Origin of the sequence: Streptomyces sp. ID05-39B (genome assembly GCF_033794725.1) — a bacterium.
GTDB classification, from domain to species: domain Bacteria; phylum Actinomycetota; class Actinomycetes; order Streptomycetales; family Streptomycetaceae; genus Streptomyces; species Streptomyces bobili.
The window spans coordinates 40,611-63,141 of sequence record NZ_JARGEF010000004.1 but is presented as its reverse complement, the minus strand read 5'-3'; the positions used below and the strand labels follow the sequence as shown (position 1 = coordinate 63,141).

The 22,531-nt window shown below is 71.9% G+C and carries 17 protein-coding genes and 1 pseudogene; 12 read left to right on the top strand and 6 right to left on the bottom strand.

Annotated elements, in window-relative coordinates; genetic code table 11:
• The first annotated feature begins 122 nt into the window (after nucleotides 1–122).
• The gene (locus P1P75_RS02220) at nucleotides 123–1,367 is read left to right on the top strand and encodes an STAS domain-containing protein (protein ID WP_319251244.1); all 1,245 of its coding nucleotides are present in this window, start codon (nucleotides 123–125) and stop codon (nucleotides 1,365–1,367) included.
• A gap of 7 nt (nucleotides 1,368–1,374) precedes the next feature.
• On the opposite strand, the gene P1P75_RS02215 is transcribed toward P1P75_RS02220, so the two are convergent.
• The 3 genes from P1P75_RS02215 to P1P75_RS02205 form a co-directional block, all read right to left on the bottom strand.
• The gene (locus tag P1P75_RS02215; RefSeq protein WP_319251242.1) at nucleotides 1,375–1,971 is read right to left on the bottom strand and encodes a TetR/AcrR family transcriptional regulator; all 597 of its coding nucleotides are present in this window, start codon (nucleotides 1,969–1,971) and stop codon (nucleotides 1,375–1,377) included.
• A gap of 65 nt (nucleotides 1,972–2,036) precedes the next feature.
• Nucleotides 2,037–4,097 carry a discoidin domain-containing protein gene (locus P1P75_RS02210; protein ID WP_319251240.1) on the bottom strand — a complete coding sequence of 687 codons (2,061 nt, stop codon included), beginning with the start codon at nucleotides 4,095–4,097 and terminating at the stop codon, nucleotides 2,037–2,039.
• A gap of 194 nt (nucleotides 4,098–4,291) precedes the next feature.
• Nucleotides 4,292–5,008 (bottom strand): hypothetical protein, encoded by a 717-nt coding sequence (locus P1P75_RS02205; protein ID WP_319251238.1) that lies wholly within the window; start codon nucleotides 5,006–5,008, stop codon nucleotides 4,292–4,294.
• Nucleotides 5,009–5,220: 212 nt separating this feature from the next.
• On the opposite strand from P1P75_RS02205, the gene P1P75_RS02200 reads away from it, so the two are divergent.
• The 3 genes from P1P75_RS02200 (at nucleotide 5,221) to P1P75_RS02190 (ending at nucleotide 8,043) form a co-directional block, all read left to right on the top strand.
• A complete protein-coding gene (locus P1P75_RS02200; RefSeq protein WP_319251236.1) occupies nucleotides 5,221–6,036 on the top strand; it encodes an SAM-dependent methyltransferase in 816 nt (271 codons plus the stop codon).
• 173 nt (nucleotides 6,037–6,209) lie between these two features.
• Nucleotides 6,210–6,464: an EF-hand domain-containing protein gene (locus P1P75_RS02195; RefSeq protein WP_086771806.1), complete on the top strand. Its 255-nt coding sequence runs from the start codon at nucleotides 6,210–6,212 to the stop codon at nucleotides 6,462–6,464.
• A 100-nt stretch (nucleotides 6,465–6,564) separates the two neighbouring features.
• The gene (locus P1P75_RS02190) at nucleotides 6,565–8,043 is read left to right on the top strand and encodes a glutamate--cysteine ligase (protein WP_319251234.1); all 1,479 of its coding nucleotides are present in this window, start codon (nucleotides 6,565–6,567) and stop codon (nucleotides 8,041–8,043) included.
• Between the two features lie 133 nt (nucleotides 8,044–8,176).
• Here the strand turns inward: P1P75_RS02190 and P1P75_RS02185 are convergent, their stop codons facing one another.
• Nucleotides 8,177–8,440, bottom strand: a complete 264-nt coding sequence (locus P1P75_RS02185; protein ID WP_319251232.1) for a hypothetical protein — start codon at nucleotides 8,438–8,440, stop codon at nucleotides 8,177–8,179.
• A gap of 174 nt (nucleotides 8,441–8,614) precedes the next feature.
• On the opposite strand from P1P75_RS02185, the gene P1P75_RS02180 reads away from it, so the two are divergent.
• Entirely contained in the window at nucleotides 8,615–8,743 is a 129-nt protein-coding gene (locus tag P1P75_RS02180; protein ID WP_319251230.1) for a hypothetical protein, read from the top strand.
• Between the two features lie 10 nt (nucleotides 8,744–8,753).
• Here P1P75_RS02180 and P1P75_RS02175 read toward each other — a convergent pair whose 3' ends face one another.
• Nucleotides 8,754–9,557, bottom strand: a complete 804-nt coding sequence (locus P1P75_RS02175) for a VOC family protein (protein ID WP_319251228.1) — start codon at nucleotides 9,555–9,557, stop codon at nucleotides 8,754–8,756.
• Nucleotides 9,558–9,808: 251 nt separating this feature from the next.
• Between P1P75_RS02175 and P1P75_RS02170 the strand changes: the two genes are divergently transcribed.
• The 7 genes and pseudogenes from P1P75_RS02170 to P1P75_RS02140 all read left to right on the top strand — a co-directional run bounded on the left by P1P75_RS02170 (nucleotide 9,809) and on the right by P1P75_RS02140 (nucleotide 20,975).
• On the top strand, nucleotides 9,809–10,966 hold the full coding sequence (locus P1P75_RS02170; protein ID WP_319251226.1) for a LacI family DNA-binding transcriptional regulator: 1,158 nt from the start codon (nucleotides 9,809–9,811) through the stop codon (nucleotides 10,964–10,966).
• Between the two features lie 362 nt (nucleotides 10,967–11,328).
• Nucleotides 11,329–12,716 (top strand): annotated as a pseudogene (locus P1P75_RS02165) (ABC transporter substrate-binding protein).
• A gap of 1 nt (nucleotide 12,717) precedes the next feature.
• Complete coding sequence (locus tag P1P75_RS02160; RefSeq protein WP_319251224.1) at nucleotides 12,718–13,587, top strand: sugar ABC transporter permease; 870 nt, start codon at nucleotides 12,718–12,720, stop codon at nucleotides 13,585–13,587.
• 62 nt (nucleotides 13,588–13,649) lie between these two features.
• Nucleotides 13,650–14,537: a carbohydrate ABC transporter permease gene (locus P1P75_RS02155; RefSeq protein WP_319251344.1), complete on the top strand. Its 888-nt coding sequence runs from the start codon at nucleotides 13,650–13,652 to the stop codon at nucleotides 14,535–14,537.
• Nucleotides 14,538–14,590: 53 nt separating this feature from the next.
• Nucleotides 14,591–16,726 carry a beta-galactosidase gene (locus P1P75_RS02150; RefSeq protein ID WP_319251222.1) on the top strand — a complete coding sequence of 712 codons (2,136 nt, stop codon included), beginning with the start codon at nucleotides 14,591–14,593 and terminating at the stop codon, nucleotides 16,724–16,726.
• A 39-nt stretch (nucleotides 16,727–16,765) separates the two neighbouring features.
• Nucleotides 16,766–18,574, top strand: a complete 1,809-nt coding sequence (locus tag P1P75_RS02145) for an RICIN domain-containing protein (RefSeq protein WP_319251220.1) — start codon at nucleotides 16,766–16,768, stop codon at nucleotides 18,572–18,574.
• Between the two features lie 223 nt (nucleotides 18,575–18,797).
• On the top strand, nucleotides 18,798–20,975 hold the full coding sequence (locus P1P75_RS02140) for a SpoIIE family protein phosphatase (protein WP_319251218.1): 2,178 nt from the start codon (nucleotides 18,798–18,800) through the stop codon (nucleotides 20,973–20,975).
• Between the two features lie 105 nt (nucleotides 20,976–21,080).
• Here P1P75_RS02140 and P1P75_RS02135 read toward each other — a convergent pair whose 3' ends face one another.
• Nucleotides 21,081–22,265, bottom strand: a complete 1,185-nt coding sequence (locus tag P1P75_RS02135) for a type III polyketide synthase (RefSeq protein ID WP_319251216.1) — start codon at nucleotides 22,263–22,265, stop codon at nucleotides 21,081–21,083.
• Nucleotides 22,266–22,531: the final 266 nt, after the last annotated feature.

Sequence of the window (22,531 nt, the reverse complement as noted above, 5' to 3'; positions counted from 1 at the left end):
CGTCGGCGCGGACACGGGGGCGGGGGTCGTTGCATCCGGTCGCCGGCGCTGGGCATGGTGGACGCCATCGGTCAGGACGCGGCCGGCTGGTGACCCATCCGTATCGGGAGGCGCCTCTCCTCATGATGTCCGATCAGCCCCGCCGGGCCGGCGAACCGCCCGCCCCGCTGATGATGAAGGCCTCGCCGCTGGACGGCGAGAGCCTGGGGCAGGTGACGTTCCTGCATGTGCGCGGCACCCTGGACGCATCCAACGCCGACGACTTCTCCCACGCGCTCGCCTCGCACCTGGCACACGCGGAGGTCACGCAGACCCACGCCGTCCTCGACATGACGGACGTCTATCTGTCGAGCGCAGCCGCCGTGCGCGCCCTCGACCAGGTCACCCGGGGGCTGGCCGCGGCGGGCCGCCCGCTGCCGATCGTGCAGCCGCGCCCGCACGTGCGGGAGGCGCTGCGGCTGGCGGGGCTGCCGGGCATCAGGCCGCACGCCACCGTGGAGTCGGCCCTGCACGGCCTCAGGTCCGCGCCTCACGCGGGCCCGGTGACGCCCCCGGCCGAGCCTGTGCAGCCGCCGTCGGCCGGGGACCTGCAAGCCGAGGTACGCGGGCTGCGGGCCAAGCTGCGCAGCTCCGCGCTGATCGGCATGGCTCAGGGGATCCTCGTGGAGCGCTACGGGCTGCCGGGGGCCGCCGTCTCCTTCGACCTGCTCAGCGGCGCCTCCCAGCACTGCAATGTGCCGGTCCGGGTGCTCGCCTCCGCGGTGGTGACAACTCCCCCGCCGGGCCGGGCACCCGCCTGGTCGGACCACCCACCGGTGCCCACGGCGCCGTTCCTGAGACACGCCGACGTCTCACCGGTGGAGCGGCGCCGGGTACTGGACGCCGCGGCCGTCGAGGCGCTGGCGGTGACCGGGGCCCGTTCCGTGGACCTGCTGTGCGCGCAGGAGGCGCAGGGCACGCTGGTGCTGGAGGCGCGATGCAACCTGGGTGAGGCCTTCGCCGACGAGTTCGCCGAGGTGTCGCAGCTGCGGGCGCCGTACACGGTCGCCCACACGACCCTGCGCCGGGTGGTGGTGGAGAGCGTGGCCACCGACCCCGTCTTCGCCGGCCCGCGGATGCGCGAGGTGCTGCTCGCCGAGGGCACCCGCTCCCTGTACTGCGCGCCGCTGATCGGGGGCGCGGGCACCAGTGTCGGGGTGGTCTCGGCGCACTGGCCGGCGGCGGGCCGGTGGCTGTCCGGCCCTCAGGAGCGGGCCCTGGAGGCGCTGGCCCGCGATGTGGCGACCTGGCACGAGTGGTACCGGCGCAGCGTCGTGGCCGAGGCCCTCGACCATCTCCACCGCGGGGCCCGCTCCCTGGCCGGGTGACGTCCTGTCACGGGGAGCGCACCAGGCTCGCGATGTGGGCGGTGACGGTGTCGAGGATGCCGGTCCAGACGGTCTCGTCGCCGAGCACCAGGTAGTTGAGGGTGAGGCCGTCGGTCATGGCGGCCAGATAGCGGGCCAGGACGGGGACGGGCACGCTCAGCCGGAGGTCCATGCTCGTGCGCAGTTGCTCGATCAGTTCGGCGTAGGTGTCGGCGTACAGCTCGTACTGGCGTCGCGCGAGGTGCTCGAAGCCGGGCCGGCGCAGGGCGTACTGGGTGAGTTCGTAGGTGAGCATGTGCTCGTCGGGCTGGGCCCGGACGTGGTCCCAGTACGCCTGGAAGCCGGCCCGGACGGTGTCCTCCAGTGTCGCCCGCGGGCGCAGTGCCTCCCGGACGACCGTGACGTAGTGGTCGGTGATCGTCGTGATGACGGACTCGACGAGGGCCTGCTTGGAGTCGAAGCAGTAGTGGAAGACGCTCAGCGACACGCCCGCCTCGGCGGCGATGGACCGGGTCGTCGTCCTGGCGACGCCGTCGCGGGTCATCGCCCGGATCGCCGCCTCCGTCAAGTGCCGGCGCCGTTCGGCCGACGGCATCCGTGCCATGTGCGTGTCCTTCGGGCTCGTGGCGGCCCGCCCGCGGTGCGGCGGGCGGGCCGGTGGGACGTGGGTCAGCCGCTGTACACGCCGACCTCGTGCAGCGAGTACCCCCACTCCGTGCCGCGCTCCACACCCTGGACGCGGAGGTAGCGGGCGGGGGTGCCGGTGAAGCGGGCCGTGTCCAGGCCGCCGTCGCCGGTCGTCGTGGACCAGGCCGCCCGCCAGTTCTGGCCGTCGGCGGAGAGCTCGATCCGGTACGACTTCCCGTACGCGCGCTCCCAGTCGAGGGTGACGCGTCCGACCAGGTTGGTGGCGCCGAGGTCGATCCGCAGCCACTGCTCGTCGCTCCAGTCGGCGGCCCAGCGGGTGGCGGGGTCGCCGTCCACGGCGCGGCCCGCGGTGTAGCTCGTCACGGGGTTCCACTCCTCGGAACTGGCTGTGGCCGCGGCGCCCTTGGCGAGGTTGACGCCGGCCTGGTGCGTCTCGGTGCCGCCCCAGGTGCCGAGGTAGGACTCGGCGCCCCGCAGGAGATCGCCGACCACGTCCTGGCCGCCGACGCGCCGGATGTCCTCGATCCAGTCGGGGATCATGCCGGCGTGGGCGGCGCCGTCGGTGTTGTAGTCCCAGGTGCGTGCGCCGGTGGTCTGCCGGTCGACGAGGGAGCCGCCGTCGGCGGTCCTGAAGGGGTAGGTGACCGGGTTCGAGGTGTCGGCGCCGCGTGGCGCGGGGTGGTCGCCGATGCCGTTGAAGTCGGTGCCGTAGCCGTAGCCCACGCCGTACTTCTCCCGCAGCGCGTCGGTACGCTTCGCCTCCGCGCTGAACGCCTCGGAGCCGTGCATGTACTGGGCGACGAAGCCGCCGAGGCCGTAGACCCGCTCGGTCCAGTTGAGGTCCATCCAACTGTGCGAGGAGAGCACTCCGGGGTAGGAGGCGGACTCGAAGATGTCGAGGACGCGGCCGGTCGCCTTGACGCTCATATGGTCGATCTCGAGCATCATCTTGCGTTTCATCATGCCGCGTACGGCGTACTCACCGAGGTCGGTGAGCCCGCGGACGTTGCACTGGGCGTTCTCGTCGTAGGAGGGGACCTCGGTGCCGGCCGGCAGGTCCTTCTCGGCCTCCGACGCCGCCTGGCCGATGGGGTTGTCCTTCTGCGGGCCGGTGCACTTCTCGGTCCGCCAGAAGGTGCCCGTCGACAGGAACTGGCCGACGTTGATGGCCGTACCGAGTCCGTGCTCGTCGAAGCGGACGCCGCACAGCGCGTTGTCGAACTTGTGGCACAGGAACATGCTGCGCACGCCCAGTGCGTACAGCTCGTCGAGCCCTGCGTCGATGTCGGCCTTGCTGCACTGCGCGATGTCCAGGATCTGCTTGCAGCCGAACGGCTCGGAGGTCTCCACGCCCAAGATGACCGCGAGCTTGCCCTGCTCGATGACCTGGCGGGCCTGCGCGCTGTCGGTGACGATCCGGAACCAGCCCTTGCCCGTGCCGCCGTACTGCTTGTCGATGTACGCCTGGAGGGCGTACGTCAGCTTCGCCTGGAGGCGGATCGACGTCATCTCGTCGCAGCTGCGGTCCTTGAAGGGGTAGACCGAGCAGATCATGCCGTTGGTGACGAGGTCGTTGACCAGGACCCGCTGTCCGCCGCGCCAGGCGCGCTCCACCCAGGCGTAGTAGTTCGCCTGATGGGTCATCGAGTCGTACGCCGGCCAGTCCTTGAAGGTCGGCCAGCCGACCGGGTCGTGCCTGCCGTCACCGCCGTGCGTGATGTAGTCGAAGATCGCGAGCGTGCCGTCGGGGTAGTGCTCGGGACAGTCCTTGAGCGCGTCGGCGACGCCGGCCTCGGAGAACACCTTGCCGCAGATCAACCGCCCGCCGAAGGCCTCGTTGGAGAACAGGTGGTTGTGGGCGTCGACGAACCCGCGCACATCGCCTGCGGAGTCGGTGCCGGTGAAGGGCGCCCCGGTGACGTTGATCTGCGAGTCCGGCGCAGGCCGTGCGGTGGGCACCCACCACTCGCTTCCGGCGGCCGAACTCGGCGTCGGCCCGAAGGTCATGGAGAGTATGAGAAGGAGCAACGACACGACGGTGATCTGCCGGTGTCTGCGGTACGGGCGTCCAGCGATGGTCACTGCCCACGTCCCTCGGTCGGCGGGAGCGCGCGGTCGACGAGCCGGGACGCCTGGGATCCGAGGACGCCCACGACCCACACGGGATTGTCATGACCGCGCAAGATATGCGACGAGGATCGCTACTGGCGGGTTACGAGTCAAGGGTCCGGGACGATTGACCTGATGCGAGGGGCGGTTGGGGCCGATACGTACGCTCAGGCCCGTCTCCCGTCGCCCTCTCCCCGCTCTCCCTCGGCTTCGTACGGCGCGGGCCGGGCCCGCAACACCAGGACGTCTGTGCGCAGTTCGTCGGCCGGGAGGTCCAGGCCCGCCCACAGCGCTGCGGCGGCAAGGAGGTTGAGCGAGCCGTGCGGGGCGCACTCGACGTCCGTGGCGATCCGGGGAAGGCCGGGCAGGCGTCCGGCGAGGGCGCGGGCCGCGGCCTCGGCGTCGGCCGCGTGCGGGTCACCGGCCGTGGGGACGGGCTTGCCCGCGCCGGACACCAGTGCCTCGGCCAGCAGGAGCCGGGGACCGTGCGGTGCGGCCCAGCGGTCCGGCCGGGTGGTCGCCCGCGCACCGGGGACCGTCCCGGCCAGTCGGGCCAGCAGCCATCCGGCCTGCGCGATTCCCGTGGCCAGGGCGCCGGCGCCGGCGCCCGCCGACCACGCCCGGTTCCCCTCACCGGTCCGCGCCCGGCCCAGCGCCGCCCACGCGTCGGCCCGGTCGGCCGCCGGGATGGGCACCGACATCGGCGCCTCCAGCACCAGCGCCGCCCGGCCGCCGGCGGCGAGCCGTTCGACAAGGGCCCGCACCGCCGTCTCCGGGTCACTCCCCTGCCCGGCGAGTGAGGGAGCCGGAGCGTCGATCGCCGCCCAGGCGAACCGCCCCCGCGCCACCGAACCGATGTCGACTCCGACCACTCGCGCTTCCATGCGCCCAGTGCAGCACAGGAGTTGCCGGGAGGACATCCGGGCGACGGGCCACGGCCTCCGGGTCCCGGTGCCGCGGCGGGGGCGAAGGCGGGGGCGGCGGGGCCCCGCGAATCGGTCGTTCGAAGAAGTGAACTGGTGTGCACGCCGTGGCCGTTGGGACGTACGTTGTGCGATGGAACCTGCACGCCTCGGCTGAAAGACGGACGCCACCCATGAGCGACTCAGCGACGACGCCCGGATCGTCGGTGCACCAGAAGATCGACACCTCGGTGCCGCACTCGGCCCGGATCTGGAACTACTGGCTCGGCGGGAAGGACAACTACCCCGTCGACGAGGAGGCCGGTGACGCGTACACCGCCGTCTTCCCCGGCATCGTCACCATCGCCCGCAGCAGCCGGGCCTTCCTGCGCCGCAACATCACCTACCTGGTGTCCGAGGCGGGCATCAGGCAGTTCCTGGACATCGGCACCGGCCTGCCGACCGCGGAGAACACCCACCAGGTCGCCCAGGGCATCGCCCCCGAGGCCCGGATCGTCTACGTCGACAACGACCCGATGGTCCTGGCGCACGCCCGCGCGCTGCTCTACTCCACCTCCGAGGGCGCGACCGCCTACATCGACGCCGACGTCGTCGACCCCGACCGCATTCTGGCGGCGGCCGCCGAGACGCTGGACCTGAGCCGGCCCACCGCGCTCATCCTGAGCAACATCCTGGGTCATGTCTCCGACTACGAGCAGGGCCGCGAGCTGGTGACCCGGCTCATGGGAGCCCTGCCGTCGGGCAGCTACCTCTCGATCAACGACGGCTCCCGGGGTGTCGACCCCGTCTTCGAGGCGGCCCAGGACGCCTACAACGCCAGCGGCGCCGCCCCGTACAACCTGCGGACGGTGGAGGACATCACCTCGTTCTTCGACGGGCTGGAGCTGATCGAGCCCGGCGTCGTGTCCGTGCCCCTGTGGCGTCCGGACCCCTCCGCGCCCGCCCCGGAGATCATCGCCGAGCACGGAGGCCTCGCCCGCAAGCCGTGACCCGGTACGGTGCGGCCGAGCACGGAGGCCTCCGGCGAGCCGTGACCCGATACGGTGCCGGCGGTGGGGAACCCGGAGGAGAGCGCAGGCGTCTTCCTCCGGGAGCGGGCCGGGGGCCCTTCCCGCCCGTCGGCGACGGGGTACCTGGAAGCATCGTGAAACGGGGAAGCATCATGAGCGACAAGGCGCGCAAGCTGTTCGAGGCACTCGACCTCGACGCGAACGGGACACTGACCCGCGAAGAGGTGATCACCGCACTGCGGACCAAGGGCCCCACCCTGGCCGCCAGGGGGGACCTGCCGGTCTGGGCCCTGGGGGACGCCGACGCCGCCTCGGCGCTGTTCGACGCGGCCGACCAGAACGGGGACGCCGTGCTGACCCTGGAGGAGTTCGCCGCGGTCGTGGACCGCCGCTTCGGCTGGGCCTGACACCAGGGCCGCACCGCGCTCACGTGGTCGGGGGCGCCCGGTGGTGCGACGCTGGACGTGACAGCTGTCGAAGGACAGACCCGGACCCCCGGGAGGCCCCATGGGGCGGGACGTCCCGGCGATGGTCTTCACCCGCGAGGACCGGCGCCGGTACCGGATCAAGATGCAGGAGTGCCTTGACGCGTTCGCCCAGATGCTGCGCGAGGCACGGTTCGCGTCCGAGCGGCCCCGGGTCGGGCTGGAGATCGAGCTGAACCTGGTCGACGAGGCCGCCGAACCGGCCATGCGCAACAGCGACGTGCTGGAGGCGATCGCCGACCCCGCGTGGGACACCGAGCTGGGCCGGTTCAACCTCGAGATCAACGTGCCGCCCCGCCGGCTGACGGAGGGCGGCCCCGACGCGTGGGAGTCGGAGATCCGCGCCGCCCTGAACCACGCCGACGAGCGGGCCAGGTCGGTCGGCGCGCAGCTGATCATGGTCGGCATCCTGCCCACGCTGCGGCAGGAGCACATCGGCGAGTCGGCGCTGTCGGAGAACCCCCGCTACCGGCTGCTCAACGACCAGGTCTTCGCAGCCCGCGGCGAGGACCTGCGGATCGAGGTGGACGGCGCCGACCGGCTGCGCACCTACGCGGACACGATCACCCCGGAGGCCGCGTGCACCAGCACGCAGTTCCATCTCCAGGTCTCCCCGGAGGAGTTTCCCGCGTACTGGAACGCGGCACAGGCCGTCGCCGGCGTGCAGATCGGGCTGGCCGCCAACGCGCCGTTCCTGTTCGGCAGAGAGCTGTGGCACGAGACCCGGATCCCGCTGTTCGAGCAGGCCACCGACACCCGCCCGCAGGAGATCAAGGTGCAGGGGGTGCGGCCCCGAGTGTGGTTCGGGGAGCGGTGGATCACCAGCGTCTTCGACCTCTTCGAGGAGAACCTGCGCTACTTCCCGGCGCTCCTGCCGCTCTGCGACGAGCAGGACCCGACGGAGACGCTGGAGCGCGGTGACATCCCCGAACTGGCCGAGCTGAGCCTGCACAACGGCACCATCTACCGCTGGAACCGCCCGGTCTACGCCGTCGCCGACGGCACACCGCACGTCAGGGTGGAGAACCGGGTGCTGCCGGCCGGCCCGACCGTCGCCGACACGCTGGCCAACGGCGCCTTCTACTACGGCCTCACCCGTGCCCTGGTGGACGAGGAACGGCCGGTGTGGTCGCGGATGTCCTTCGCCGCCGCCGAGGACAACCTGCACATGGGGGCGCGGCACGGCATCGAGGCGCGCCTGTACTGGCCGGGGATGGGCGAGGTGCCCGTGTCCGAGCTGGTCCTGCGGCGGCTGCTGCCGCTGGCGCACCGCGGCCTGGAGCTGTCCGGGATGGACACGGCCTGGCGCGAACCGCTGCTCGGCATCATCGAGCAGCGCTGCGTCACCGCCCGCAACGGCGCGGTCTGGCAGAAGGAGATGTTCCACCACCTGACCGCCTCCCCGGGCGTCGACCGCCCCGAGGCCTTGCGGCGGATGACACGGCAGTACATCGACTACATGCATCTCAACGCGCCCGCGCACACCTGGCCGGTCGACTGACCTGAGGGCCCAGTACCGGGCCGGACGGGTCCCCGGAACCTCCCGCGACCGCCGAAACGATCACCCCTTGGACCTGGTCACCCGACCCGTCCAGCTCGCGGCGCCGCGAGCCCCTGCCCGGGGAATCCCTCTCTCAGCCGGGTCGCCGACCGCCCCGTTCGCCCGCCGCCTCGCTCCGGGCGTCGAGCAACTGCACGCCGATGCCTGCCAGGACCAGTCCCGTGGCGATGAGCAGGCCCTCGGCCAGGGCGACGCCGGTGATCAGGGCGGCCAGTCCGGCCGCCAGGGTCTGCCAGGCACCGGTGCGGCGCCGTGCGCGCGGCCGGGCGGGGTGGGGGTCGTGGCACGCCGACTGCCCTTCGAGACCGGCGGGGCACTCGTCGTCGGGCTGCGGCACGACGCTCCTCCCTTCCCAGGGCGATCCGGAGCGCGGCTCTTGCGGGGTCCGGTCGCCCGCGGGGCGTCGGCCCGGTCGGTGCGACGGCGTCGAGGCAGCTCCGGTCCTAGGCCCAACAGGCTTATTTCCAGGGGAAGTAGGGGCAAACGTCCCACCCCGGGCGCCCGCCCACGGATGGCGCCGCCGGAACCGGCCTCGCAGCGGTGCGCGGCCGGCGAGTACGGGGCGGGGATCGCCTTCACCACCCGTCTGGGCGGCGCACCGGCTCCGGCGGCGCTGCTGTGCGTCCCGCTGCCGCCCTGAGCGGAGCGGCTCAGCTCTGGGAGGACGGGGTGAGTACCACGAAGTCGGCCTTCGACCGGTCGAGGCAGACGGCGAGGCGGCCGACGCCCTCCGCGTCCACCGGCCCCATCTGCACACTGCCGCCGTTCCCGGTGACCGCGGCGACGGCGGCGTCGCAGTCGTCGACGGCGAACACCGGATGCCAGTACGACCGCCCGTCCGCCAGCGAGAGGTCCTCCTGGCCGAGCTGCATCAGGCCGCCCTGCATCCGGTCCTCGGTCTTCCCGGCCGGCGTGATGATGGTGTACGTGCCACCGCCGCCCGGCATCTCCATGTCGCTGAACTGCCAGCCGAAGACGGAGCCGTAGAACTGCCGCGCGGCGGCGGCGTCGCTCGTGTACAGCTCGGTCCAGGACAGTGAGCCCGACTCGTCGGCCAGCTCGAAGCCCACGTCCTTCCCCGGCTGCCAGGCGGCGAACTGGCCGCCCGACGGGTCGGTGTACTGCGCCATCCGCCCCCAATCCCCGAGGTCCCTCGGGGGCACCCGGACCGTGCCGCCGGCGCCTTCCACCGCCTGGGTGGTGGCGTCCGCGTCGGTGACCGTGTAGTAGATCATCCAGGCCGAGCGGGCGCCCTCCTCGGACAGCTTGCCGAGCCCGGCGACGGTCTTGCCGTCCTTCTTGAACATCCCGCCTTCCATCGCCTCGCCCTCGCCGCCCATCGCCTCGTACTCCCAGCCGAGCACCGCGCCGTAGAAGGCCGCGGCGGCCCGGACGTCGGGGGCGCCGAGGTCGAGCCAGCAGGGGGAGCCGGGCGTGAGGTCGGTGGTGATCACAGCTGTTCCCTTTCGCAGATCCGATGTCGGTTCAGCGTGCCACCGGCCACCGGCAATCGCGCGTCGGCCGGGCCGCGTGGCGGCCGGGCGGGAGCGTCCGCCTCGTTACGGATACGTTCCGGTCTCTTGACGGCGTCCACATGACTGCGTAGACATGTCCCGTCGGCATGACAGCGCAGACATGACTGCGCAGTCAGCCAGTCGGCGTCTGACATCATCGGCTCGACCGTTCGGCCACCGGGAGACACACCATGACGCGAGGAACAGGGCGGGGCACCAGCTCCCCGGCGCCGCGGAGCGTGGACGTGGCCCGGCTGGCCGGGGTCTCGCAGAAGACGGTGTCGCGGGTCTTCAACGACGAGCAGTACGTCTCCGCCGACGTACGCCGACGGGTCCTCGAAGCCGCCGAACAGCTCGGCTACCGGCGCAACAACGCCGCCCGCGCGCTGGCCTCCGGACGGACCCGCTCGATCGGCGTGGTCACGCTGGGTACGGCCCTGTACGGCCCCGCCTCACTCCTCATGGGCGTCGAGCGGGCCGTCCGGGACACCGGCTACGCGCTCCGCGTGGTCAACACCATGGAAGGCGACCCGGCGGGCATCGCCGGCGCCGTGGACTCGCTCCTCGACCAGGGCGTGGACGGCATCGTCATCTCGGAGCCCATCGACGAGGAGGAGGGCACCGACAGCGATGTGTCCCTCCGCGTCGACGTGCCGGTCCTCATCCTCGGCGCTCCCTCGGCGGTCGCCGCGCCCACGCTGCTGACCGCGGGGGACGGGGCCGATCTGATGGCCAGGACCGCCACCGAACACCTTCTGGACCTCGGACATGTGACGGTCCATCACCTCGCCGGGCCGCAGCGGTGGTTCGCCGCCCGAGACCGCCTCAACGGCTGGCGCGCGACGCTGACCGCGCGAGGAAGAGACGTACCGCCGGTCACCGAAGGCGACTGGTCGGCCGCGTCCGGATACCGGGCGGGACGCGAACTCGCCCAGGACCCCGCCGTCACCGCGGTGTTCGCCGCCAACGACGACATGGCGATCGGACTGATCCGGGCGCTGACGGAGGCCGGCCGTCGGGTACCCGAGGATGTCAGCGTCGTCGGCTTCGACGACGTCCCGGTCGCCGCCTATGTGACGCCTCCGCTGACCACGGTGCGGCAGCCGTTCGACACCGTGGCGCAGGAAGGGCTCAAGCGTCTCGTGCACGCCGTCGAGAACCCGGCGGCGGACCCTGTGCCGTCGAGCGACCCACCGGTCGACCTCGTCGTCCGCGCCTCGACGGCGCCCCCACCGCAGCCCCCGCCGAACCGGACGCCCCCGGCTCTCGGACGGCGTGCGCCCTCCGGATCCCGCGGTGACGCGTCGCCTCCCCCGCTCCCGGACGGAGGCCCGCCCCGCCACCATTGACCACCCCGACCGACCCGGACGGCGAGGCTTCATCCGGCGCGTGCGCGCACGCCGAGCCGCTGTACCGGTAGCGTCCCGCTCCTGTCGGACGGCCCCTGCCCTGGCGGCGCACCTTCCGCCCGTGACCCGGCAGGCCCCCGAGCCAGGCCCCCGTATCCGCCTCGGCTCCGTCCCAGCCCCTTCTCTGTGGCCGCGACCTCCGCCTCCGCTCCCCGCGGAACGTCCGTCGGTGCCGGTCCGCCCGGACCCGTATCCGACCGCCGGCATCCGAGCCCCGGCTGTCGCGACCGCGCCCTCCCTCACATCCTGCGCACGCCCTCGTCCGGCGTGCCTGTCACCCATGCCACCGGCGGGAGTTCACCATGCCCTTTTCCGCGTCACTGCCCAGCCCTTCCGGGATGAACCGTCGTCTGTTCCTCACCACGACGGGTGCCCTGTCGCTCGGCGCCGCGCTCACCGCGTGCGGCGGCGACTCCGGCGGTTCCCCCGCCGCCACCGAGCCGGTGGCCCAGGCCGACATCGACAAGGCGATGCGAACACCGACCGAGCTGACGTTCTGGACCTGGGTCCCCGACATCGCCAAGGAGGTCGCGCTCTTCGAGAAGAAGTACCCGGCCGTCAAGGTCAAGGTCGTCAACGCCGGCCAGGGCACCCCCCAGTACACCAAGCTGCGTACGGCGCTGAAGGCCGGCAGCGGGGCCCCGGACCTGGTCCAGATCGAGTACCAGGCCATTCCCACGTTCACCATCACCGACAGCCTGCTGGACCTGCGGCCGTACGGCGCCGCCGCACTCGAGGGACAGTTCGTCGACTGGACGTGGAGCCAGGTCAGCGGAGCCGGCGGTGAGGTGTGGGCGATCCCGCAGGACACCGGCCCGATGGGCATGCTGTACCGGCAGGACATCTTCGACGAGCACGGCATCGACGTGCCCACCACCTGGGACGAGTTCGCGGCGGCGGCGCGCAAGCTCCACAGGGCCGACCCCGACGTCTACCTCACCAACCTCGCGGCGAACCAGCCCGCGGCCTGGCACGGCCTCCAGTGGCAGGCGGGCGCCAAGCCCTATGCGACCTCCGGCAAGAGCGACATCACCATCAGCGTCGACGACGCCGCGTCGAGGAAGCTCGGCGAGTTCTGGGGCGGGCTCGCGAAGGAAGGGGTCATCGGTGTCGAGCCGGACTTCACCGACGCCTGGTACGCCGCCCTCAACAAAGGCAAGTACGCCACCTGGATCACCGCCGCCTGGGGGCCCGTCTTCCTCTCCGGCTCCGCCAAGGCCACCGCGGGCAAGTGGCGGGCGGCCCCGCTGCCGCAGTGGGACGCGGCCAAGCCCAGTTCGGGCAACTGGGGCGGCTCGACCACCGCGGTCATCCGCGCCGGCAAGAACCCCATAGCGGCGGCCGTGTTCGCGCAGTTCCTCAACAGCGACCCGGCCAGCGCCCGCATGTTCGCCACCGAGCAGTTCTTCTTCCCGGCGACCAAGGCCCTCCTCACGGACCCCGAGTTCATCGGCCAGACACCGTCGTTCTACGGCGGCCAGAAGGTCAACCAGCTGTTCGCCGACATCGGTTCCACGGTCGAGGCGGACTTCCAGTGGCCCCGTTCCTCGACCAGGCGGCCACCGACTGGACCGAGACCGTCGGCAAGTCCCTCGCCGACGGGACCGACACCGTCCGCGCGCTCGGCACCTGGCAGTCACGCCTCACCACGTACGCCAAGGGCCAGGGCTTCACCGTGAAGGGGGGCTGAGATGAGCCGTCGCCGTACGGCGGGACCGCTGTTCGTCGCCCCGTTCATGGTGCTGTTCCTGCTGCTCTTCCTCACCCCGCTCGGCTACGCCGCCTACCTCAGCCTGTTCCAGGAACGCCTGATCGGCGGGACGGCGTTCGTCGGTCTCGACAACTACGTCACCGCGCTGAGCGACCCGCTGCTCCTGCACGGCCTCGGACGCGTCGCCCTGTTCTTCGTGATCCAGGTCCCCCTGATGCTGCTGCTGGCGCTCGCGTTCGCGCTGGCCCTCGACAGCGGCCTGCTCCGCCTGGCCCGCGTGATCCGGCTCGGCATCTTCATCCCGTACGCCGTGCCGAGCGTGGTCGCCGCCCTGATGTGGGGCTACCTGTACGGCCCGGACTTCGGACCGTTCGCCCAGCTGGGCCGGGAACTGTCCCTGCCGGTGCCCGACTTCCTCAGCGAGGGCTGGATGCTCGCCAGCCTGGCGAACATCGTGACCTGGGAGTTCGTCGGCTACAACATGATCATCCTGTACGCCGCCCTGCGCACGGTCCCGCCCGAGCTGTACGAGGCCGCCGCCATGGACGGGGCCGGCGCCTGGCGCATCGCCTGGTCGATCAAACTGCCCGCGCTCCGCCCGGCGCTGATGCTGACCCTGCTGTTCTCGGTGATCGGCAGCTTCCAGCTGTTCAACGAGCCGAACCTGCTGATGAAGGTCGCCCCCGACGTCATCAGCAGCTCCTACACCGCCAACCTGTACGCCTACTCGCTCGCCTTCACCGGCCAGCAGGTCAACTACGCGGCCACGGTGTCCTTCCTCCTCGGTCTCGTCATCGTGATCGCCTCCTACGCCGTCCTGCTCACCGCGAACCGCAGGAGGACCCCGTGACCTCCCCCAAGCTCTCGGCTTCTCCCCCATCGACCCCGGCGGCCACGGTCGCGCCGGAAGCGGTGGAGCCGACCGGCACCGCGCCCGCCACGAAGCGCCCGCCCCGCCGCAGCACCCCGCTGACGGTCGCGATGCTGGCCGTCCTCGCCTACTTCCTCCTCCCCCTGTTCTGGCTCCTGATCGCCTCGACCAAGAGCACACAGGACCTGTTCAACAGCTTCGGCCTGTGGTTCTCGCACGCCCCGCAACTGCTGACCAACATCAGGGCGACCTTCGCCCAGGACGACGGCGTCTTCGCGCACTGGCTGCTCAACACGGTGATCTACGCCGGTGTCAGCTCGCTGGGAGCAGCGCTGCTGGCCGCCGCCGGCGGGTACGGATTCGCGAAGTTCCGCTTCCGCGGCGACCGGGTCGCCTTCAACCTCGTCCTCGGCGCCGTCATGGTCCCGACGACCGCCCTGGCGATCCCCACCTACCTGCTGTTCGCCCAGGCGGGCCTGGTCAACACGCCGTGGGCCGTCATCCTGCCCTCGCTGGTCAACCCGTTCGGACTGTACCTCATGCGGATCTACGCCCAGGACGCCGTCCCCGACAGTCTCCTGGAGGCCGCCCGGATCGACGGCGCCGGCGAGGCCCGGATCTTCTTCGGCATCGTGCTGCGTCTGCTGGGCCCCGGCCTGGTGACGGTGGTGCTGTTCACCCTGGTGGCGACCTGGAACAACTACTTCCTGCCGCTGATCATGCTGAACGACCCGGACCTGTACCCGGTCACCGTCGGTCTGTCGTCCTGGGCCGCGCAGGCGCAGAACGGCGGGGCCGGCTCCAGCAGCGACATGCTCGCGCTGGTGGTGACCGGCTCCATGCTGTCGATCGTCCCGCTCGTCGTGGCGTTCCTGCTGCTCCAGCGGTACTGGCAGAGCGGGCTCGCCGCCGGCGGCGTCAAGCAGTAACGCCTCCACCTCTCACGTCACTTCCCCTCACTTCCCTCCCGGAGGTTTCCTTCATGGCGGAGCTGCCCGCCCGCGTCCTCTTCGGTGCCGCGTACTACCACGAGTACCGGCCCCCGTACGGCACCGAGCACCCCGACGAACGCCTCAAGACCGACCTCGACCTCATGGCCGACGCGCATGTCACCGTCATCCGGGTCGGCGAGTCGGTGTGGTCCACCTGGGAGCCCTCCAGCGGGCGGTTCGACCTCGACTGGCTCCAGCCCGTCCTGGACGGCGCCCACGAACGCGGCATCTGCGTCGTCCTCGGGACACCGACGTACGCAGTGCCGCCGTGGCTGGCCCGCCAGTACCCGGAGATCACCGGCGAGCGGCGCACCGGTGAGCGCATCGGCTGGGGTGCCCGGCAGGAGGTCGACTTCACCCACCCCGCGTTCCGCTTCCACGCCGAGCGGGTCATCCGCAAGGTCGTCGCCCGGTACGCCGGCCACCCCGCGGTGATCGGCTTCCAGGTCGACAACGAGCCGGGCAACGAACTCCTGCACAACCACGGCGTGTTCCAGCGCTTCGTCGACCATCTGCGCGAGACCTACGGCGACGTCGAGACCCTCAACCGCGAGTGGGGGCTGGTCTACTGGTCGCACCGGCTGTCGACCTGGGCGGACCTGTGGACGCCGGACGGCAACGCGCAGCCCCAGTACGACGTCGCCTGGCGCGCGTTCCAGGCCCGTCAGGTCACCGAGTTCATCGGCTGGCAGGCCGACATCGTCCGGGAGTACGCCCGTCCCGAGCAGTTCGTGACCACCTGCATCTCCTACACCCGGCCGGCCGTGGAGGACGACGAGCTGACCGACCGACTCGACATCGCCTCCGGCAACCCGTACTACGGCATGCAGGACAGTCTGCTACTGCCCGACCCCACGCCGGACGACCACCGCCAGATCTGGCAGACCACCGGCGTCCCCGCGCTGTACCAGAGCGCCGACTGGATGTTCTCCTCGCGCCAGGAACCGTTCCTGGTCACCGAGACCAACGCGGGCTCCATCGGCTTCCCCTGGGACAACCGTCCCGCCTACGACGGACAGTGGCGGCAGGCCGCCTGGGCGCTGGTGGCCCGCGGCGCCCGCATGATCGAGTACTGGCACTGGAACACGCTGCACTTCGGCGCGGAGACGTACTGGGGCGGCGTCCTGCCGCACACCGGGCAGCCGGGCCGCGCGTACGCCGAAGTCGCCCGGCTGGGCGCCGAGTTCCAGTCGGCCGGGGCGCTCGTCGCCGGGCTCGAACCGGACGCCGACATCACGATGGTGTACTCGACGCCCAGCAAGTGGCTCATGGAGAAGTATCCGCCGCTCGCCGAGCCGGACGGCGGACCGGACCCGGCCGCCTACCACCGCGTCTTCGACCCCTTCTACCGCGGCGCCTTCGAGACGGGCCGCCAGGTACGCATCGTGCACGCCCGCCAACTGCACGACCCGCGCGGGGAGAGGGAGGGCCTGACGCCTCAGGAGGCCGTCCGCCGCCATCGCGTCCTCGTCGTCCCGGCGCTGTACCTCGCCGCCAACTCCACCCTCGACTGGCTCGCGGCGTACGCCGAGGCGGGCGGCCACCTGGTCGTCGGCCCGCGCACCGGATACGCCGACCACGAGGCGCGCGCCCGGCAGGAGGCGGCCCCCGGACGCCTCACCGAGGCGGCGGGCGTCTCCTACGACGAGTTCAGCAACCTGCGCCGGGAGATCCCGGTACGGCCGGCGCCCGGCGGACCGCTCGACCTCCCCGAGGGCGCGACGGCGACGCTCTGGGCGGACGGCCTGACCGTCACCGACGCCGACGTGCTGGTGTCGTACGACCACCCGCACTTCGGCCGCTGGCCGGCCGTCACCACCCGCACCCACGGCGCGGGCCGCGTCACCTGCGTCGGCACCGTCCCCGGCCGTGACCTCGCCCGCGCGCTGGCCGGCTGGATGGCACCGGCCCCGCGCGGCGCCTGGCGGGACCTGCCGGCCTCCGTCACCGCTTCGACCGGCACCTCGCCCGACGGCAGCCGTGTCCACATCGTCCACAACTGGAGCTGGGAACCGGCCCGCGTCCAGGCCCCGGTGGACCTCTCCGACGCCCTCGACGGCACCTCCGTCCCCGCGGGCACACCACTGGAACTCGGCGCCTGGGACGTACGCGTACTCGTCTCCTGACCGCCGCTTGTCATCACCCGCCACCCCCGAGGAGGGGCTATGAAGAGCAGGACAAGAGCAGGGCAGGCGCTGGGCACGTTCATCGCGGCGTCCGCGCTGCTGGCGCTGCCCATGGGCACCGCGCAGGCGTACGCCCCGACGGGCGGGACCGTCTACCAGCTCGGCGACGAGCCGTGTCTGAAGGGACGGGGCAACTGCGCGGTCTACCCGAAGTCGGCGCAGCTGCCGAGCGGGCGGCTGGTCGCCTCCTTCGAGAAGTCCACGGTCGTGCCGGGAACCGGCAGCGCGGACGGCCAGACCCTCCCGGTGTACAGGAGCGACGACCACGGGACGACCTGGCAGCCGCTGTCGGAGGTCGAGGCACCGGCGTACCTCTCCAGCGACCCGCGGTACGCGAAGTACACGAGCAACTGGACGAACCCGTACCTCTACGTCCTTCCGCGACAGGTCGGGAAGTTGAAGGCCGGCACGCTGCTCCTGGCGAGCGTCGTGTCGGGGGACGACGCCTACTACACGGACCACAAGGCCGCCGACCCCCACTGGACGCCGTCCAACGACGGTGACCGCGCGGACATGGCGATCGCCCTGTACTCCAGCACCGACGACGGCCGTACCTGGAAGGTCGTCAACGTCATCGCGACCGGTGGCTGGCAGGGCGGCAGCGCGGGCGCGGTCGGCCAGAACATCGCGTCGGCCAACACCCACCGGCAGGTGGACCCCCTCTGGGAGCCGTACCTGATGGTCCACAAGGGGCGGCTGGTCTGCTTCTACTCCGACGAGAACGACTACGTCGGCTTTGACCCGGCCACCGGCGTCCCGCGGCTCGACCCCGCGAACGACACCGCCCCGGACTCGCACGGGCAGATCCTCGCCCACCGGACCTGGGACGGGCGCGCCGCCCGCTGGAGCGCCCCCGTCGTCGACGTCGCCGGGTCGGCCCAGGACATGGGAGGCGGGAAGACGGAGATCGGCGGCGGCCGGCCGGGCATGACGAACGTCGTCCGCACGACGGACGGCAAGTGGCTGCTCCCCTTCGAGTACTGGGGCGGCGGCGTCAACACCCGGTACGTCGTCGCCGACGACCCGCTGACGTTCTACCGCGGCTCCCCCACCGGCGAGGCCGTCACCTCCCTGCCGGTCGACACCGGCTCGCGTCCCCTCGCGACGGGAGGCAGCCCGGTCGTCATCCGCCTCCCGGACGGGCGTCTGGTCTACAACGCCGCCGGCAGCGGCAACGTATGGGTCAACGAGAGCGGTCGCAGCGACGGCGTCTGGAAGGAGTACCAGACGACCTCACGGGCCGGATACAGCCGCAGCCTCCAGTACGTCGAGGGCACCGGCCGTATCTCGATCCTCAACAACCAGGATGTCTCGCACATCGCCTACGCCGAGGTCGATCTCGGCCACTCGGACGGCGCCTACCACCGGCTCGTCAACCGGAGGACGGGCCAGGTGATCGGCACCGGCGGGCGCACCAACGACGCCAACATCGGCAACGCGGACGTACCGGACGTCCGCCTGGAGGCACCCGGCGCGACGGCGGACAAGGACACGCAGTACTGGCACGTGGTCACGAAGCCGAACGGCGCTGTGACCCTGTTGAACAAGTCGGGCGGTCGCGCGGCGGCCGTCTGGACCGGCAACGCGACGGCGGGCCGGCGGATCGGCCAGTGGGTCGACGACAGCGCCACCGGCAGCTGGAACCTGGTCAGGAACGACGACGGCTCCCACCGACTCCGGTCGGTCAAGAACCCGGACCTCTACCTGACCGGCGCGAGCGCCGGCGCGCCGCTCACGCTCCAGGAGGCGGCCGGGGACGGCTCACAGGACTGGTACCTCAGGAGGTAGGCACCGCCTGGTGGACACCGTCTCCGAGCCGGTACAGGGGCGTAGGCAGGTATCGCACCCCGGGGCGCTTCCTCACCGTCCGTGTTCACCGCGCGATCCGCTGGTGTGGGCGAAGCGAGCCCCGGTGTTATTCAATGGGGTGTGCGGTCAGGGAGCTCGGGGCCCCGTCGCACGGGTCCGAGTACGGCCCCGGCGCTGCGCCGGGGACTGCCGAGAGAGCCGCATGGACTCCACGCCCTCCCCCTCGTCCTCATCGCCGTTCGATCTGGTCAGCAGCGCTCTGAGGCGCTACCGCCCGCGCGGCGGAGCGGCAGCGGGCGCCGGTCCGGCCGACGCGGAGGGCGACCGCGCGGCCCGTCCGCGCGCACCCGACGACCCGGCGGGCGACCGGCAGGATCAGATACTCGGCGTGGTCGGTCTGGACGGCGACCTGCGCGTCACCCACAGCAATCTGGACGCCCCCGTATTCGCGGGTCTGGAGGCCCCGACGGGGAGTGCCTTCGCCGATCTCCTGCCTCCCGGTGACGTACCGACGGTCACCCGGCGCTTGCGGATGGTTGTGGAGACCGGTGAGGCGCACGTCGCCCGGATCCAGCGCCTGCGCCGCGACGACGGGTCGGAACTGGTGGTCTCGATGAGCATCCTGCCCGCCGCGGCGCCTCAGGAGGGCCTGACCGTGTCCCTCATCGCCATGGCCAGGAGGCTGCACCTGTACGCCGCCGAGACCGCGATCGGCACGTCCCTGGACATCGGCGAGACCGCGCAGTCGCTGGCCGAGTCGCTACTGGCCTGGGGGGACGTGGCCGCCGTCGACCTCGACTTCGCCGTGTGGACGGGCGAGGGAGTCACCGAGCAGGCGCCGGGGCGCATCCGGCTGCGGCGGGCCGCCCTGGTACCGGACCGGGCCTGGCCCGAGGGCTATGCGACTCCGGGCGACGACCTTCCGAGCGACGCGAGCCGCCTGCTGGCGCAGGCCGTAGGGCGGGACGACGCCCCGCAGGCCATCGTCGTCCCCGACCGGGAGACGGTCGAGCGGATGCTCGGGAGTCCGCGAGTGATCCGGGCCCTGGTTCCCGGTGACCGGTCGGCGGGTGTGGCGTGCATACCGCTGGTGCTGGACGGCCCGCCACCCGTCGTTCTGGGTGTGGCGGAGGTCTGGCGGCGGGCGGACCGCCCCTTCCGCGACAGCGAGCTGTTCGACCTCCAGGAACTGGTGGCCAGGACCGCCCATCACGTCGACCTGGCCCGTCAGCACCAGCGCGAGCACACGCAGGTGCTGACCTTGCAGCGCAGACTGCTGCCCCGCAGCGGCGGCGACACCCTGGAGATCGCCAGCGTCTACCAACCCGCCACCCCCGACAGCGCCGGTGTCGGCGGCGACTGGGTCAACAGTTTTCCGCTGCCGGACGGCCGTACCGCGCTGGTGGTCGGTGACGTCGTCGGGCACGGACTGGGAGCCGCGGCGGCGATGGGCCAGCTGAGCATGGAGGCCCGCGCGCTGCTGTCCGCGGGGCTGGCCCCCGACGAGGTACTGGAACACCTGGACGAGACCGTGACGCTGCTGGACGACGCGGAGTCCGGGCTGACGGCCGGCTACAGCGCCCTCGGCTCCACCTGCTGCATCGCCCTCTACGACCCGGTCAGCCACCACCTGACGCTCTCCAGCGCCGGTCATCTCCCCCCTGTCCTGGTGCTTCCGGACGGGCACGCGCGCCTGCTCGCGGTCCGTCCCCACCCCGGCCTGGGCGCCGAGTTCGCCCTGCGGGAACCGTTCGACGTACGCACCTTCGACGCACCTGCGGGCTCCCTGCTCGCGCTCTACACCGACGGCCTGGTCGAGGACCGGGACCTCTCCATCGACGAGGGCATCAGCAGGCTGACGGACGCCGTGTCCACGGTGCACCCCTGGGACGCCCTGCACCCGGCCGCCCGGCACGTCGTATCCGCGCTCGCCCCAGGGCGCCAGCGCGACGACGTGACCCTGCTGCTCGCGCGCCTGATCGGCTACCGCAAGGAGGACACCGCGACCTGGCGGCTGCCCGCCCGCGACGACGCGCCCGCCCGTGCCCGCGCGCACGCCTCCGCGCTGCTGCGACGCTGGCACACCACGGGCCACGCCCTGGACGACGTGCCGCTGCTGGTCAGCGAGCTGGTCACGAACGCGGTGCGCTTCGCCGCCGGTCCCATCACGGTGCGGCTGATCAGGACCGGTCACGGCCTGCTGTGCGAGGTGGGCGACACCGGCAACGGCAGACCACGCCTGAGCCGGGGTGGCCTGCTCGACGACGGCGGGCGTGGGCTGCACGTCCTGCACCGGCTCACCACCCGGTGGGGCGTGCGGTGGACGGACACCGGCAAGGTCGTCTGGGCGGACGTCGCCGCCAGGTGCGGCGGGGGGTGAGAAGAGGCGTACGGCTGAGGGCGCGGGCGGCCCGTTCGCGGGTACGGATGGCGTGACCGGTGACTCGGGCAGCTCGCTCGCGGGTACGGGGGGCCCGCGCCTCCCCTACAGCCACTCCCCTTCCAGGGCGGTGGCCGTGAGGCCCGGTGCCGCCGCGTACAGAACGGCGCGGTTGCCCGGCTTCTGCCCGGCGTCGTACGCCCGCCTCAGGATGTCGAACACGGCGGCGCCACCGCGGTTGCCGCTGGTGTAACTGTCCCGGCTGTACTCCAGCAGCCCCGACGGCCATGCGTCGGGCATCGTCTGCTCCATGTACTCCAGCACCCGCGTGCCGCCGGGGTGAGCGAGCAGCACGTCGGGGTGCCAGGAGTCGGGGTCGTCCTGGTAACGGACGCGCAGCCACTCCCACATGGCGGTCACCGTCTCCTGTACGGCGCGCGGCCCGCGCCGGTCCATGACGAAGTGGGTGCCGTCCTCGCGCGTCTCCAGGCGGTGGAGGTCGTTGGTGCCGGACAGGGTGTGGTGCCAGGCGGCGTCCAGTCGCAGCACCGACTCGCGCCTCGGGCGGCCGGTGACCACCGCGGCGACCGCGGTGTCCGCGAACAGCAGCCGGACGATGAGGGACTCGAGGGTGTCGTCCGCGGGCTGGTACGTCGTGCTCAGCGCCTCCGCTATCACGACCAGCACCACCCGATCGGGATCCGCGGCCACGAGGTCCGCCGCCAGGGCGAGGGAACGGGTCCCCGCCACGCAGGCCCACTGCGTGGCCGGCAGCAGCATCACGTCGTCGCGGAGCGAAAGCCTGTTGGACAGGGCGACGTCCAGACCCGGCAACGCCGGGGTGGTGGAGTGACTGGTGATCAGGCAGTCGACGTCCGCGACGTCCAGCCCGGCGATCTGCAGGGCACCGCGCGCCGCGCGCTCCCCGTAGGACTGCACGGCCTCCCAGGCCGGCGCGGTGCGCTCCTGGACCGTCTGCGGCGCGGGTATCGCCTCCAGGGCGGCGACCACGCGGTCCACGTCCTGCTGGGTGAAGCCGTCGCGTGCCAGCGCCTGTCGGGCGGGTTCGACGCCGACGCTCCGCAGGCCGCCGCCGTCGCCGGGCGCGACGGCGGTCTCCAGCGGCAGCATCCATCCGCGGGTTTCTATGCCCGTGCTGGCCGCGATGCCGTCGATGCGCGGCGCCCACGTCGCGTGCGGGTGCCGGTCGCGCACCTCCGCCACGATCTGGCTGGTTCGCACGGCGTGCTCACCGTGTATCACGGCAGGGGGACAGAGGTAAGCGGCCATGTGGAACACCTTTCGGGGGAAGCGAGGTGGAACGTCAAGAGGGCTGCGCCATGGGCCACTTCGGAACTTCGCGCCCATACCGTCGGGCTCCGCTTCGGGAGTCGCTGTCTCCGTCGAGCATGGACGCCAAGTGGACATTTACGCTGTGATGCAGACAACTTGGGCGCCCTTTATGGGCGTGATACGGCACACACCGCCACAACAGGAGCCCTCAGAGTCCCTCCACGGGCACACGCGTCACGTGACTGGTCGTCAGGCAGGCCTCG